The following is a 15,275-nucleotide window of genomic DNA, read 5'->3' on the forward strand; positions in this document are numbered from 1 at the left end:
ACAAATAGCGATGAGAGGCACAAAAAGAAGAATAAGCACGATTGGAGGAAGAAGGTGAGAGCATAAAAAAAGCGCAACGAGAATGTCGTTGCGCTTGAAGATATCAGTACTGAAGTGCTTACTCTGGCACAATCCAGTCCACTTTCCAGTGGCCAGTTGCTGGTGCGATCGCGTCTTGCAGGAATGGCAGAATCTCTTTCATCTGGCTTTCCAGTTTCCATGGCGGGTTAATCACAATCATGCCGGATGCCGTCATGCCGCGCTCGTTGGTATCTGGTGCAACACCTAACTCGATTTGCAGAATTTTACGAATACCGAGTGCTTCCAAACCTTCGATCATATCTTCGATGTCGTGACGGTTTACCACTGGGTACCAAATCGCGTAGATACCGGTGGCCCAACGTTTATGGCTCTGATGAATCGCTCGCACCACATCGCGGTACTCTTTCGCGAGTTCGTATGGTGGGTCAATCAGCACCAAACCACGACGTTCTTGTGGCGGTAAGCTTGCTTTGAGGCGTTGGAACCCGTCCTCTTTGAAGATGCTCACTTGGCGATCACGATGGAATTCTTGCTCTAACAATGGGTGATCGGCCGGGTGCAACTCGGTCAGCACCATGCGATCTTGTGGGCGGATTTGCGCGCGCGCTACACGTGGTGAGCCTGGGTAGTAACGCAGCTTCTCGCCGTTGTTGAGCACTTTAATGGCATCGATGTAGCTTTTGATGTCTTCAGGAATGCTTGGGTTATCCCAAATACGTGCGATGCCTTGTTTGTATTCGCCCGTTTTTTCAGACCATTCGTGAGTCAGATCGTAACGGCCCACACCCGAGTGGGTATCGTGATAAACGAATGGCTTATCTTTTTGTTTCAGCGCATCAAGAATGAGGCTTTGAACGATGTGTTTGACCACGTCGGCATGGTTGCCAGCGTGGAAGCTGTGGCGGTAACTTAACAAATTAAACTCTCGAAACACTCTTTGGCTGAGTGTGGTCTGTGATTTTCACTCTATGGCGGTATTATACTCAAGTAACTTAAAGATGTAGAACTTCCAATCAAATCTGTTCCTCTGATAAGGGGACGCTATTGAAATTTCTTTAAGTCACCCACACTTACTATTGGTAATCGAATTGAACTAGGTGAGTTTCTCGCACTCAAAAGGGTGTGAAATTTCATTTAGGTATAACAAGACTCAAGGACAGAGTAGCGCTGGTTGACTATATGATGGTCATCGCGGCATAGAGAAAGGGAACGGAGCTCCCCCAATCCATGTTGCTGGCTCGTCTGTACATTGAGTTGGCCTATCTACACAAAATAGACAGGCAATCACAGAGTCAAAACACAAAAGGAATTATTCATGTCTAATCCTCTTCTGACGTTTACGGACCTACCTCCGTTTTCTCAAATTAAACCAGAACACATCAAGCCTGCCGTTGAGCAAGCGATTGCTGACTGCCGAGCAAAAATCGATGAAGTTCTACAAGACAACGCTCACCCAACTTGGGACAGTGTGATTGCGCCAATTGAAGAAGCGGATGATCGCTTAAGCCGCATCTGGTCGCCAGTGGGTCACATGAACTCGGTAGTGAACAGCGAAGAGCTACGTGAAGCTTACGAAAGTTGCCTACCAATTTTGTCAGAGTACGGCACTTGGGTTGGTCAGCACAAAGGGTTGTACGAAGCGTACAAAACCATCAAAGCGAGCGAAGAATTTGCAACGTTAACTCGTGCCCAGCAGAAAACCATCACTGATGCACTGCGTGATTTCGAGTTATCAGGCATTGGTTTGCCATCCGATGAGCAGCACCGTTACGGCGAGATCAGCAAACGTATGTCTGAGCTGAGCTCTAAATTCTCTAACAATGTGCTGGATGCCACCATGGGTTGGACCAAGCACATCACAGACGAGAAAGACCTAGCAGGTATGCCAGAATCGGCGCTGGCAGCAGCGAAAGCTGCCGCAGAAGCAAAAGAGTTAGATGGTTACCTCATTACGCTAGATATCCCATCTTACCTACCTGTCATGACGTACTGCGATAACCAAGAGTTGCGTAAAGAAGTGTACGAAGCGTACGTGACGCGCGCTTCTGATCGAGGTCCAAACGCAGGCAAATGGGATAACTCAGAAATCATTACTGAGCAGCTAAAACTGCGCCATGAAATTTCACGTATGCTAGGTTTCAATACTTATAGTGAAAAGTCGTTAGCAACAAAGATGGCTGAAACGCCGGATCAAGTGCTGGGCTTCCTGAATGACCTAGCGACACGAGCGAAACCGCAAGGTGAACGTGAAGTCGAAGAGTTACGTCAGTTTGCGAAAAGTGAGTTTGGTGTTGAAGAGCTGAACGTTTGGGATATCGCTTACTACAGCGAGAAACAAAAGCAGCACCTGTTCCAAATTTCGGATGAAGAACTGCGCCCATATTTCCCAGAGTCAAAAGTCGTGAGCGGTCTGTTTGAAGTGCTAAACCGCGTGTTTGGCATGACCGTTACTGAGCGCGAAGGCGTAGACACTTGGCATGAGTCCGTGCGCTTTTTCGATATCTTTGATGCTGAAGGCACACTCCGTGGCAGCTTCTACCTAGATCTCTACGCTCGTGAACACAAACGTGGCGGCGCGTGGATGGATGATTGTCGTGGTCGTCGCGTTACGCTATCTGGCGAGCTGCAAACGCCGGTTGCGTATCTAACGTGTAACTTCAACCGTCCTGTAGGCGACAAACCAGCACTGTTCACGCACGATGAAGTCGTGACGCTATTCCATGAGTTTGGTCATGGAATCCACCACATGTTGACGCAAGTTGATACAGGTGCTGTTTCAGGTATTAATGGCGTGCCTTGGGATGCGGTTGAGCTACCAAGTCAGTTCCTAGAAAACTGGTGTTGGGAAGAGGATGCGCTGGCGTTCATTTCTGGTCACTATGAGACAGGTGAGCCGCTACCGAAAGCGATGCTAGACAAAATGCTCGCAGCGAAAAACTTCCAATCTGCGATGGGTATTTTGCGTCAGCTAGAATTCGGCTTGTTCGATTTCACGCTTCACACCGAATATGACCCAGAAGTGGGTGCGCGTGTACTGGAAACTCTGGCGAAAGTGAAAGAGAAAGTCGCGGTAGTTCCTGCGGTTGAGTGGGCGCGTTTTTCACACAGCTTCGGCCATATTTTTGCCGGTGGCTACAGTGCGGGTTACTACAGCTACCTATGGGCTGAAGTGCTGTCGTCAGACGCGTATTCTCGCTTTGAAGAAGAAGGCATCTTCAACAAAGAGACGGGCCTAAGCTTCCTGAACAACATCCTAGAAATGGGGGGCAGTGAAGAGCCAATGGAGCTGTTTAAGCGCTTCCGTGGCCGCGAGCCACAAATCGATGCACTGTTGCGCCATTCGGGTATTGCGGCGTAAATTGAGCAAAAAACATCAAGGCCAACCGAACGGTTGGCCTTTTTTGTACATTTTTTATAAAAAATTTTACGGATTTACGTTTCGGTTGATCGGGTTCTGCAACGATATCAATGTCTCTGTGGACTGAACCTCATCAATGGCTTGCAGCTTGTCGATCAGTACAAATTGCAGCTCTTCAATCGATTTGCACATCAATTTGACGAATATGTTATACGCGCCCGTGGTGTAGTAAGCTTCAACGACTTCGTCGAGCGCGTTGAGTTTTTCTAACGCGGAGTGGTAATCACGAGCTGCATTGAGGTTAATACCAATAAAGCAGCACACATCGTAGCCAAGCTTTTTGGTATTGATGATCACCTCCGTTCCTTCGATGATGTCAGCCGACTTCATCTTCTCGATACGCACATGGATAGTGGCAGGGCTGACATCGAACTGCTTTGCCATTTCTGCGTAGGGCGTTCTGGCGTCAGCCATCAGTGTTTTTAATATTGCGCGGTCAAGGTCGTCGAGTTTCGGCAGGCTCGCATTCATACTATGATTTCCGTTAGGGATAGAGTTTTACCTCCCTTTTATACTCATAGCGGATAGGATTCACAAGGTTTGGCAGGAGTAACTGCGGGTTAACTCCGAGCTATGGAGATAATGTGCAGCGTTTTCTGGTTATTGCCGCGCTATGTTGGAGCGCGTTTGCTACGGCCTCAGATCCGAAGGTGTTGGTCGTGCACTCCTATCATCAGGGTTTTTTCTGGACGGACTCCATACAGCGAGGCATCGAGCAACAGCTGGGCGATCGAGCGCTGGACATGCGTGTGCTCTATCTAGACTCGAAACGTAACCAGAGTGAGCAGTTTTTTGCACAACTAAAATCCTTGTATCTTACGAAATTACGCAAAGAGCGATTCGATGCCATTTTAGTAAGCGATAACAATGCGCTTGAACTCATGCAGCGTTTAGCCCCAATCATCAAAGACACCCCAGTTATATTTAACGGCATTAATAACTACCATCCTTCTTTACATCGTTCTCTGAATGCAACCGGAGTCATGGAAGATGTCGATTTGGAAGCGAATCTCGCTCTTATTGAGCGCTTACATCCGAACTACACACAAGTTCTCATCGTCAGTGACCACTCGGTGACCGGTGAGGTGTTGCGTTATCAAATCGACAATTTTGTCCTCAAGTTCCCGCAATATCGAGACAAAATCGTACAAGTTGTTCCAGACAGTATTATCGATCTAAAACAACAAGTCGCAAAACTGAGTTCCGATAAAGTCGTCTTGTTCTGGACCTATTACCGAGATAAACAAGGTATGGTTGGCAGCGAGCGTGACTGGGTTGGTGTCAACAAAGTCTCAAACGCGCCGCTGTTTATGGTGCATGACATTGGTTTGGGTCATGGCGCAGTTGGAGGGGTTATTCAAAGTGGTTATCGGCATGGTATTGAGAGCGCAGAGATGCTTGAATTCGTTTTGGATAACCCTGATCAGCCTCTGCCTGCGGTGAAAAAAAGTGATTCTGAAATAAAGCTCGATTACCAAGCGGTAGCGCGTTGGGGATTGGGGGCTGAACAAGAGGTTTCTGCGGTATTTTTTAATAAGCCAATGAAGCTTTCTGAACGTTTTGCCAAGGAAATTCGCCTGTTTGGTAGCCTGTTTGTGGTGATGTCGGTGGTCATTTTGCTGATGGGTTATTATTTACAGCGGATGCGTCGAAGTGAGAGCGCTGCGCGAGAAAGCCAGGCTATTCTAGAATCGATTTTCGATCAGAGCATGCAGTATATGGGTATTTTGGATGCCAACGGTGTGCTTAAATCGGGCAACGATCACCTTCAATCCTTACTTTATCACCAAGGACTGCGTTTAGACCGACCACTTTGGTTTCATCCCAACTGGAGTGAGAAAGCCCAAGCGCTGCTAGAGGAGTATTTCCATGCGCCTCACCATCAAGTGTCGACGTTTGAAGCTGAAATTTGGAGTAAAGAACACGGCGCCTTGGTATTAGAAGTTTCGCTCAAGCCTTTTTCTCAGCAAGTAGGGAATCATAAGCAATACTTGTTTGAAGCGCGCGATATTACCAGTCGTAAATTGATGGAGGACAAGCTCTACCAACGTGAGTCAACCCTACGCAACTATTATGAGCAGCAGCCCGTGATGATGGTGACGCTTGATAGTAATAACCGAATTCAAGAAGTGAATCGATTTGCTCAACTACTTCTTGGCTACAAACCGATGGACATGCTCGGACATCGCCTGAGGGAGTTCTATTTTGATGACAAAGTGCTGTTCCCTCGCCAAGTGTTATTGCAACCCAACCAGCAAGTGCATGGTGTTTGGCGACGTGAAGTCGAGTATCGTCATGCAAATGGTCATCGTGTTTGGGTGCGCGAGAATATTCGTCCGCTGAGTGAATCTGAGCAACTACTGATTGTGGGCGAAGATATTACCGAAACCAAACTGCTTTCCGAGAAATTGGAATACCAAGCTCGCTATGACTTACTGACGGGGACTTACAACAGAAACCATTTTGAACTAGAGCTTAAGACCGCACTGTGCGAAGTGGACAGCCATCGTCGAGTCCACGCCATGTTGTACCTCGACTTAGATCAACTAAAAGTCCTCAATGATACGGTTGGGCATGATGCAGGTGATGCGGCGATTCAATTCTGCGCCAGTATGCTGGAAGGCGTTCTGCCGTACAATTCCATCTTGGCTCGAATGGGAGGCGATGAGTTTGCGGTGTTACTCAAAGACTGTGACGAATATGGCGCCATCAATATTGCCAAACTGATCATCTCGACACTAAGCGAACATCTCTTTATTTGGGAAGACACACGCCTGTTCATCAGTTGCTCAATTGGTATCCGTATCATCGATCATACCGCTGATACGCCACAAATGGTGCACGCTCAAGCAGACTCTGCTTGTCACGCCGCTAAAGAGCAAGGCCGTAACCGCTATAATCTATTCAGCTTAGATAACGAAGAGTTGCAGCGTCGTCAGATGGAAATGCAGAGCGTCAATTTGGTGCATGAGGCATTGTCGAATCAACGTTTAGAACTGTTTGCTCAACCGATAAAAAGCTTACAAAAGCACGAGACTCAAATGTATTTTGAGATTTTGGTGCGTATTCGCAATGGGTACGGTGATTATGTTTCTCCTGCGCTGTTTATCCCTGCTTCCGAGCGTTACAACATTGCCCATTGGATTGATAAGCAGGTTATTACTCAAACACTAGAGTGGTTTGAACAGCGTCCTGAGGTGGTTGAACAGCTTGGTCGCTGTTCGATAAACCTTTCAGGTCAATCTATGGGGAATCAAGAGTTTATTGACTTCTTATTGGAGCGATTGGAAAGTTCGACTCTGCCGTGTGAAAAAATCTGCTTAGAAATCACCGAGATAGCGGCGATGAGCAATCTGGATCAAGCCATTGAGCTGTTTACCAAGCTAAAGGCTTTGGGTTGTATGATTGCATTGGATGATTTCGGATCTGGATTGTCTTCATTTGGCTACTTAAAGAAACTTCCTGTCGATATCGTGAAAATTGATGGTCTTTTCGTGCAAGATATCAACGTAAATGAAATGGACCGCGTGATGGTTCGTTCAATCAATGACTTGGCGAAGCAACTAGGTAAAGTGACGGTGGCGGAGTTTGTCGAAAATGACCAGGTTATGCAGCATTTGATAGACCTCGGTGTGGACTACGGTCAAGGCTACGGTATTGGTCATCCTAAGCCGCTTTCTGAGCTAGTGGAGCAACTGACGGTTGTATAACCTCTTCGTAGCAAGCTCAACCTAGCATTAATAGGTAACTTAGGTATACACTCAGCGCCAGTTACCTCGATTTTTATTGGAGCCTCCTTTTGCAACTGCAATTGATCTGTGAAAACCCGTCTCAACAATCTCATCTTGATGAACTCGCTGCGCGTTGGCAGCTTTCACACACTGACGATAGCGATTTTGCTTTGGTGCTAACCACCGAGCGTTTGGAGCTACGTAAAGTGGATGAGCCAAAGCTGGGTGCAATCTTTGTGGATTTGATTGGTGGTGCGGTCGGTCATCGTCGCAAGTTCGGTGGTGGTAAAGGCCAGGCAATTGCGAAAGCGGCGGGTTTGAACAAAGGGGCAACGCCAACCGTGTTAGATGGCACGGCAGGTCTTGGTCGTGATGCGTTTGTGCTCGCCTCGCTAGGTTGTAAAGTGCAGATGGTCGAGCGTCATCCAGTCGTAGCGGCTTTGTTAGATGATGGCTTGGATCGAGCGAAACAAGACCCAGAAATCGGCACCTGGGTATCTGAGCGCATGTCGCTAATCCATGCTTCTAGCCATGATGCGCTGGAACAATTGGCGCAAGATAAAGACTTTGTCCAGCCAGATGTGGTGTATCTTGACCCGATGTATCCGCACCCAGAAAATAAAAAGAAGTCGGCGCTCGTAAAAAAAGAAATGCGCGTTTTCCAATCGTTGGTTGGCGCCGATTTGGACGCCGATGGCCTACTAGAACCAGCCATGGCGTTAGCCACAAAGCGTGTAGTAGTTAAACGCCCAGACTATGCTAACTGGCTGAACGAGAAAAAACCGACCATGGCGATTGAAACGAAAAAAAATCGCTTCGATGTCTACGTTAAAGCATCGATGGCATAACTTCCTGACGGCTCAACTTTTCTTGTCACAGTATGGTGTATCGTGCTGTGACTCAGCTTCTCTTTCCTCGTCTCTATTGATAGTTTTCTCTTGCTAATTCCCTTCCCTGACTGTATATCTAACTAAGAATTATTATTATTTCACTTGTTGTGATGCGGTCGATAACTGGGAAGCTGGAGTAGTAGAATGGCTAAACGTTTATGTAAAATGAGTCGCAAACAGATCGCGGCAGAACTTGGTGATATCCATCGTTTAGTTGTCGCACCAAAATTCGTTTGTCGTTCTTGCGCACGCTCTTCATCGGCCAAAGATACCCTTTGTAAGCCAGCCGCAATTCCTCCACAAAAATGCCAAGACAAGCCATTGAGTGAGCAACAAGCATGTGGCTTATTGGTTGAAGCTCTGCCATCACAAGCGATTCCAGTGACCACTAAACAAAGCAACGAAAAAGCCGCGATTGTGAAGCGTGTTGTTGAGCGTGTGAAAGAGAAAAAACAAGCCGAAAAATCTCTGGAGCCAGTAAGAGCCGACGCACCAGTATGGTTTGATTTAGCGGATAAAAAATCGCTCAAGAAAGCGAAAAAAGCACTGAAAAAGCACTATAAGCAGCAAAAGAAGTTACTAAAAGTGGCGAAAAAACAACAAAAGTTACTTAAGCGTCAGCGCAAGCTTGAAGCGCGCAATGCGAAACTAGAAGTGTTGCTGCCAACGTCGCCCAAGGCGTTGATGAGCGCAAGCTCGCAAGTCAAAGTGCATTAATCTAATCCAAAAAAACGCTCTCCAGTTGGAGAGCGTTTTTTATTGTCGGTATGTGTGTTGGGAGCGGTCGCTTTACTTCTTGGCGTAGCTCATTTCGACGCGCTTTTTCACCCAGGTTTCGTTAATCCATAGGGATAGCATGATGATCGCACCGCCAATGGCGAGTCGCATGACATCAACATCGCGGTTCCAAATCACAATGTTTACAATCAAGCCCGCCGGAACCAATGCATTGTTCATTACTGCCAGTGCCCCTGCGTTCACCATGGTCGCGCCTTTGTTCCAAGCAAAGTAACCAAAACCAGAAGCAATCAAACCAAGGTATGTCAGAATGCCCCATTGCGTTGTAGTGGTTGGTAATTTGTCTAGGTTACCCATGAGCGCGAAAGCCACGGTTGCTACACAAAGTGCACCTAAGTAGAAGTAGCCAAACACGGTGTGTTGTGGCAAATCGACGGGTTCACTCTCCATGATATATTTGTAGCCCACCTGACCGATGGCAAAGCAGAGGTTTGCTCCTTGTACGACCAAAAAGCCCAGTAGGAAATCTTCATTAATGCCTGCAAATTTAATCCAGGCGGCACCAAATACGGCTATTGCTGCGGTAACTAAGTACCAAGGTGAAAAGCGACCTTTCAAGAAGTCATAGATGAGCGTGACGTAAATGGGTGTGAATACGGTGAACAGCAATACTTCTGGCACGGAAAGGAGCAAAAAAGATTGGTAGTAGAAGCAATACATCAAGCCGAGCTGGAAGCCACCGACGGTCATCAGTTTCGCGATCAGGGGTTTGCTAACGCCACGGAATTTCAAAAAGGGAATGAAAACCAGGCTCGCCAGTGCCACGCGCATGAACACCGAGAACCAAGAATCAACCTGACCGGCGAGGTAAACGCCGATCAGGCTAAATGAGAATGCCCAAAGTAGGGTAACTGCGGATAGATAAGCCATGGATGAGAATCTTTATCAACAACAAATGTGCCCGCAGTCTAACCAAGTTTTATCGCTGCGCCAATCAGTCTTTTAGCGGTACGACCAGCATATCGACTGGTGAGCAGTTAATCAGCTGTCGAGTCGAAGATAGAATCTTGCTCCAGAAATCTTGGTGATGACCACAAACCACCAAATCGATACTGTAGTCTTGAATAGTATCGCACAGCTCATTACTCAAATCGCCACTACCGACTAAAGTATGGGCAATTGGGTATTGCGCATATTCTGCGAAGTTTGCCAATTGTGTGCGCGATGCTTCCATTGCTTGATGTTGCGCTTCTGCCATATTGATATCGATAAGCCCGGTGTAGAGTTCTGCGTAGTTCACGTCGATGTGAATAAAAGAGACTTTCGCATCCAGAGGTTTAGCCAGTGATACGGCTTTCTTAATCAACACTTTACTGTCGTCTGAAAGGTCGACTGCCACAAGTATGTGTTTGTAACTCATATTGCTATCTCCTTGTAAGGTCATAGTTTTAGATTAGCACCAACCCCAAAAAAAATTTGCTGAAGTGATCTCATATCGGTGCCGTAGGTACAAAGTCTTGTCTCAGTAATCATGTTATAGTGGCGTTATACCCAAGTGACTTTGATATGCTGAAATAAGCGTAGTGTTACTGACTAGAGTTGAAGTGAAACTTCGCCGTGTCTGCCGGACCAAGCTATTCTCGCAGCGTCACTTATTTCGAGGTTACTTGGGTATATTGCATGCACAATAATAGGAGTTAACATGCTGTCTCAAACTATGGTCGAACAATTGAATGAGCAAATTAACCTAGAATTTTTCTCATCCAATCTATACTTACAAATGAGTGCTTGGTGTGAAGACAAAGGTTTTGAAGGTGCGGCTGAATTTTTACGCGCTCACGCCGTAGAAGAAATGGAGCACATGCAACGCCTATTCACTTACGTGAGTGAAACTGGCTCAATGCCAATCTTAGGCGCTATTGATGCGCCAAAGCATGACTTTGCGAGCCTAGGTGACGTTTTCCGCGAGACATTTGAACATGAGCAAATGATAACGGAAAAAATCAACAAACTGGCGCACGTTGCATTTACTAGCCAAGACTACTCAACGTTTAACTTCCTACAGTGGTACGTGTCAGAACAGCACGAAGAAGAGAAGTTGTTTAAAGGGATTTTAGATAAGATCGAACTGGTAGGTGAAGACGGTAAAGCGTTGTTCTTCATCGACAAAGATCTAGCACAAATGGCGAAAGAAGGTTCATCTTCAATCATGGATGCTCCAGCTGCGTAAACGCGTTTTGGGACGTTGTAAGTAGCGGGTAAAGACGAAGTGTTGGTCGTCTTTTTCTCTTGAGCATTGTTGAAGATGTAGGGAGGAAAAGATGATCAGTGGAGACACAATCTTATTTGCGCTAATGGTGGTAACTGGAGTTAATATGGTCCGGTATCTCACCGCTCTTCGTTCTCTAATTTATATCATGCGTGAAGCTCATCCGCTGTTATATCAGCAAGTTGATGGTAATGGTTTTTTTACCACTCATGGAAACGTCACCAAGCAGGTGAGGTTGTATCACTACATTAAAAGTAAAGAATATCATCATCACCACGATGAAATTTTTACTGGTAAGTGTGAAAGAGTGCGTGAACTGTTTGTTCTATCGACTGCGTTGCTCGGCGTGACGCTACTTGCGGCCTTCATTCTTTAAGAGTCAATAATCCAGAAGTTGTTCTGTCTGAGATTTTGCGGACATACAGAGCGCTTAGAGTTTAAGCGCTTTTCCCTTTCGGTATTTGTCGGTAGAATGTCGCGCCTAGAAAGCAAGGATGTGCAATGTGCACATCCTTTTTTATTTTGATTCGATACCAATCAGTCTAAGAGCTACCGATGAGTAAGAAATTTGATGTTGTTGTAATTGGCGCAGGCGCAGCAGGTTTAATGTGTGCTGCAGAAGCAGGCAAGCGAGGCCGCCGTGTTTTGGTGCTCGATCATGCTAAAAAGCCAGGACGTAAAATCCTTATCTCGGGCGGTGGTCGTTGTAACTTCACTAACTACGACGTTTCAGCTAATCACTATTTGTGTCAAAACCCGCACTTTGTTAAGTCGGCGCTCTCCCAATACACTAACTGGGATTTCATCTCGATGGTGTGTAAACATGGCATTGAGTTCGAAGAGCGTGATCACGGCCAGTTGTTTTGTGTCGATGCATTTACGGCCAAAGATATCGTGAAGATGTTGTTAGCTGAGTGTGACATGCCGAACATCGAGCAGCGTTACCAATGCGATGTTCATTCGATTGAAAAAATTGATGGAGGCTTTCGTTTGCATGCTGGTACTGAGATTGTCGAATGTGAGTCTTTAGTTATAGCAACAGGTGGCTTGTCGATGCCAAAACTGGGAGCGACACCATTTGGTTATAAAGTCGCGGAACAATTTGGTCTTCGAGTTATCCCAACCACGGCAGGTCTTGTACCATTTACTCTGCATAAAGAAGACAAAGAAGACTTTGCTGAGTTATCTGGTATCGCGGTACCTGCGGAAATTACGGCTGAAGATGGCACCATGTTCAAAGAAGCCCTGTTGTTCACACATCGTGGGTTATCTGGTCCAGCAGTGTTACAGATTTCTTCATTCTGGCGGGCCGGACAAAAGGTGTTGATCAATCTTGTGCCAAACGATGATGTTGCTGAGTTATTAGAACGCAGTCGTGAGAAGCATCCAAATCAGTCACTCAAGAATACGCTTGCCAAAGTGCTGCCTAAGCGTCTGGTTGAAGTCTTAATTGAACGTAAAGAGCTAGTCGATAAACCGCTAAAACAGTTCAATCAAAAGGAGCTTGCGGCGATTGTGGAGCGTCTAGAGCATTGGGATATCGCCCCGAATGGCACTGAAGGCTACCGAACCGCGGAAGTGACACTCGGCGGTGTCGATACTGATCACTTATCCTCGAAAACCATGGAATGCAAAGACATTAAAGGGCTTTATTTTATTGGTGAAGTGATGGATGTGACTGGTTGGCTAGGGGGCTACAATTTTCAGTGGTGCTGGTCGAGCGGCTTTGTTGCGGGGCAGTGGGTTTAATCAAACACCAAACGCAGCCTAACTGCATAAAAGATAAGATACAAAAAGAGCACTGAATAAAAGTCAGTGCTCTTTTTGTATTCCCATAGCGAGTTACTCGTCTTGATACTTTTCGAGTTTGTTATAGAGCGTTTTCACGCTAATGCCTAACTCCTGCGCTGATTCCGTTTTATTTCCTTGATTCTCTTCAAGGGTATTGAGAATGGCGGCTTTTTCTAGCTCTTCTAGCGAAACGCCCGCCGGAACAAGGTCTTCGATGCTGGTGCCTGTTTCCAATGGTGGTGTGTCGAAGATAAGGTGTTCATCTCGGATGGTGTCATCAGCCAAAATGAATGCACGCTCGATCGTGTGTTTGAGCTCACGGACATTACCTGGCCAGTCGTGTGCAGCGATTTTTTGGATCGCAGAGTCAAGAATCGTTTTGGTTTTTGCCTCATTGGCGTTGCGGTGCGCAATAAAGTGCTTGGCCAGACCTACGATATCACCGCCTCGTTCTCGCAGTGGCGGTATCGTTAATGGGAAATGCGATAAGCGGAAAAACAGATCTTCACGCAGGAACTGCTCCTCAATGGCGATTTTAGGATCACGGTTTGTAGCAGCAATGATGCGAGTATTAGCGATATGAACCGTATTACTGCCAACTGGGCGATACTCTCCGGTTTCTAGCACCCGCAATAGCTTCACTTGATGCTCGATAGGCATCTCGGTGATTTCATCTAAAAATAGGGTGCCGCCCTCTGCCTGCTTAAATACACCTTGGTGAGTTTTATTTGCTCCGGTAAAAGCGCCTTTCTCATGGCCAAACAGTTCACTATCAACCAATTCAGGGCTAATGGCACCACAGTTAATCGCTATAAAGGGCTGTTGTTTACGCTCACTCGCTAAGTGGATGGTCTGCGCCACCAGTTCTTTGCCTGATCCACTTTCACCGACAATAAGGACGTTGGCTTCTGTTTTAGCAACGCGCCTGATCATACGATAGAGCTGATGCATCGGAGAGGAAGAGCCGACCAAAAGACCAAATTGGTCAAGATCGCTGGTGGACACTTTACGCCCTTGATCTTGTTTGTGTTGATAGTACTGGCTGACTTCGCTCAGGGTGTCCGTCAGAATGGCAATATCAACGGGCTTTCTGTAGTGAAAAATAGCACCCAAGTTCATCAGCTTATCCAAGTTCTCGTTTGGAGCGCCTGAGCTAATGATGATCAAGTCCATATCGTAGATGTCTTCGATATTAGAAAGACGTTGATAATCTGCACTAGTAAAGTGGGCGACTTCAACAATCGCAACTTCCGGTTTGAGTTGTAGGAAATCTTCAATCCATTGGTCTGCGGCATCGATGTCATGCAGACGAAATTTGTTCAGTTCCTGGCAAGAAGCGATGGCATTTTTAAGTGATGGATCTTGTATTCTTAGAAACAGGCTTGGCATCGACATAGAAATGTCCTCTTTACTATGACAGAAACAATGTACGTGGATTATTCTCACTTCACAAGACAAAATATTGTCAGCATAGATTTAAGGATTTGTTCGGTATTTTTATGTTGTTAGCCCCTTTTTGATATATATCGGTGAGAGCCATCAGTAGATATTTCCTTTTGTTCAGATTTTTATTTTTAAAATAATAATTTTGCTATTAATTGATTCTGGAGAAATAGCCTTTCTGTTTTATCAGGTTATTTCTGCACAAGTGGCGGAGGCTTTATCACCGATTAAAAATTACATTTTTTACGTGTAAATAATTCATGCTTATACTTTATTGCTCATCTCATTTTTACCTCTTTCCTTTATTAGTCACTTAAAAACAATGAGTTATAAAGTTGGCACATGGTTTGCTCCTAGGGAAGTGCAACGTCAATAAAGGAGAATTACCATGAATAACATCGCAGCTAAAATTGTACTTACGTCAGTTCTTGCTACTTCATCTACAGCAGTCTTAGCGAGTGATAAATGGGAAAAAGAATCCATGGACGCTTGGCTAGATGGTAAAGCTGAAACCACACTACTGCTAAACAGCAATCTCAACTCTTTTGATATCAATACCGATGTAGAGAATCAGGTCGTTACCCTTTCTGGTTCGGTAAACAATGATCTTGAAAAATCACTTGCCGAAGAGCTTGTTACTGGTCTTGATGGTGTGAAAAAAGTAAACAACGAATTGTCAGTAGTGAATGAAGGCAAGAAAGAAACTGATTCAGAAGCTTTAGCTACACTGACCGATTCTAAAATCACGACTATAGTTAAAACGCGCCTACTAATGGATACCAATGTGAGTGGTACGGATATTGATGTAACGACAGAACGCAAAACGGTAACGTTGGCAGGTAAAGTTAATTCAGATGCGGAGCATGATCTTGCAATTTCAATTGCAAATAACACCAATGACGTAAATAAGGTGATTGATAAGCTAGAAGTGGTTCAATAATAGCGAGCCGAGT

13 protein-coding genes are annotated in these 15,275 nt (G+C 45.8%); 8 read left to right on the plus strand and 5 right to left on the minus strand.

The annotated features are described in order from the left end of the window. Positions 1-118 precede the first annotated feature (118 nt). On the minus strand, positions 119-958 hold the full coding sequence (locus R7Z50_RS15510; protein ID WP_005379158.1) for a 23S rRNA (adenine(2030)-N(6))-methyltransferase RlmJ: 840 nt from the start codon (positions 956-958) through the stop codon (positions 119-121). A gap of 399 nt (positions 959-1,357) precedes the next feature. On the opposite strand from R7Z50_RS15510, the gene prlC reads away from it, so the two are divergent. Continuing rightward, positions 1,358-3,400: an oligopeptidase A gene (gene prlC / locus R7Z50_RS15515; RefSeq protein WP_017635033.1), complete on the plus strand. Its 2,043-nt coding sequence runs from the start codon at positions 1,358-1,360 to the stop codon at positions 3,398-3,400. A gap of 66 nt (positions 3,401-3,466) precedes the next feature. On the opposite strand, the gene asnC is transcribed toward prlC, so the two are convergent. Beyond that, entirely contained in the window at positions 3,467-3,931 is a 465-nt protein-coding gene (asnC, locus tag R7Z50_RS15520) for a transcriptional regulator AsnC (protein ID WP_005389595.1), read from the minus strand. Positions 3,932-4,044: 113 nt separating this feature from the next. Here asnC and R7Z50_RS15525 point away from each other — a divergent pair, with 113 nt between their 5' ends. From R7Z50_RS15525 to R7Z50_RS15535, 3 genes are all read left to right on the plus strand, one after another. Beyond that, positions 4,045-7,170 (plus strand): EAL domain-containing protein, encoded by a 3,126-nt coding sequence (locus tag R7Z50_RS15525; protein WP_318149142.1) that lies wholly within the window; start codon positions 4,045-4,047, stop codon positions 7,168-7,170. A gap of 89 nt (positions 7,171-7,259) precedes the next feature. Continuing rightward, complete coding sequence (locus tag R7Z50_RS15530) at positions 7,260-8,039, plus strand: class I SAM-dependent methyltransferase (protein WP_005379162.1); 780 nt, start codon at positions 7,260-7,262, stop codon at positions 8,037-8,039. A 186-nt stretch (positions 8,040-8,225) separates the two neighbouring features. Beyond that, the gene (locus R7Z50_RS15535; protein WP_005379163.1) at positions 8,226-8,798 is read left to right on the plus strand and encodes a hypothetical protein; all 573 of its coding nucleotides are present in this window, start codon (positions 8,226-8,228) and stop codon (positions 8,796-8,798) included. Between the two features lie 72 nt (positions 8,799-8,870). Here the strand turns inward: R7Z50_RS15535 and R7Z50_RS15540 are convergent, their stop codons facing one another. Both R7Z50_RS15540 and uspA read right to left on the minus strand, forming a co-directional pair. Further along, positions 8,871-9,749, minus strand: a complete 879-nt coding sequence (locus tag R7Z50_RS15540; protein WP_158159532.1) for a carboxylate/amino acid/amine transporter — start codon at positions 9,747-9,749, stop codon at positions 8,871-8,873. A gap of 64 nt (positions 9,750-9,813) precedes the next feature. Beyond that, entirely contained in the window at positions 9,814-10,239 is a 426-nt protein-coding gene (uspA, locus tag R7Z50_RS15545) for a universal stress protein UspA (protein WP_005379165.1), read from the minus strand. Positions 10,240-10,521: 282 nt separating this feature from the next. Between uspA and ftnA the strand changes: the two genes are divergently transcribed. The 3 genes from ftnA (at position 10,522) to R7Z50_RS15560 (ending at position 12,837) form a co-directional block, all read left to right on the plus strand. After that, a complete protein-coding gene (gene ftnA / locus R7Z50_RS15550) occupies positions 10,522-11,049 on the plus strand; it encodes a non-heme ferritin (protein ID WP_005379167.1) in 528 nt (175 codons plus the stop codon). A gap of 91 nt (positions 11,050-11,140) precedes the next feature. Next, positions 11,141-11,464: a universal stress protein UspB gene (gene uspB, locus R7Z50_RS15555; protein ID WP_005379169.1), complete on the plus strand. Its 324-nt coding sequence runs from the start codon at positions 11,141-11,143 to the stop codon at positions 11,462-11,464. A 179-nt stretch (positions 11,465-11,643) separates the two neighbouring features. Next, positions 11,644-12,837 carry an NAD(P)/FAD-dependent oxidoreductase gene (locus R7Z50_RS15560; protein WP_065274997.1) on the plus strand — a complete coding sequence of 398 codons (1,194 nt, stop codon included), beginning with the start codon at positions 11,644-11,646 and terminating at the stop codon, positions 12,835-12,837. Between the two features lie 93 nt (positions 12,838-12,930). Here R7Z50_RS15560 and R7Z50_RS15565 read toward each other — a convergent pair whose 3' ends face one another. Next, entirely contained in the window at positions 12,931-14,274 is a 1,344-nt protein-coding gene (locus R7Z50_RS15565; RefSeq protein ID WP_005382945.1) for a sigma-54 interaction domain-containing protein, read from the minus strand. Between the two features lie 436 nt (positions 14,275-14,710). On the opposite strand from R7Z50_RS15565, the gene R7Z50_RS15570 reads away from it, so the two are divergent. Then, positions 14,711-15,262 carry a BON domain-containing protein gene (locus R7Z50_RS15570; RefSeq protein ID WP_005379174.1) on the plus strand — a complete coding sequence of 184 codons (552 nt, stop codon included), beginning with the start codon at positions 14,711-14,713 and terminating at the stop codon, positions 15,260-15,262. Positions 15,263-15,275 lie beyond the last annotated feature (13 nt).

The sequence above is a fragment of the Vibrio sp. 1249-1 genome (genome assembly GCF_033340495.1).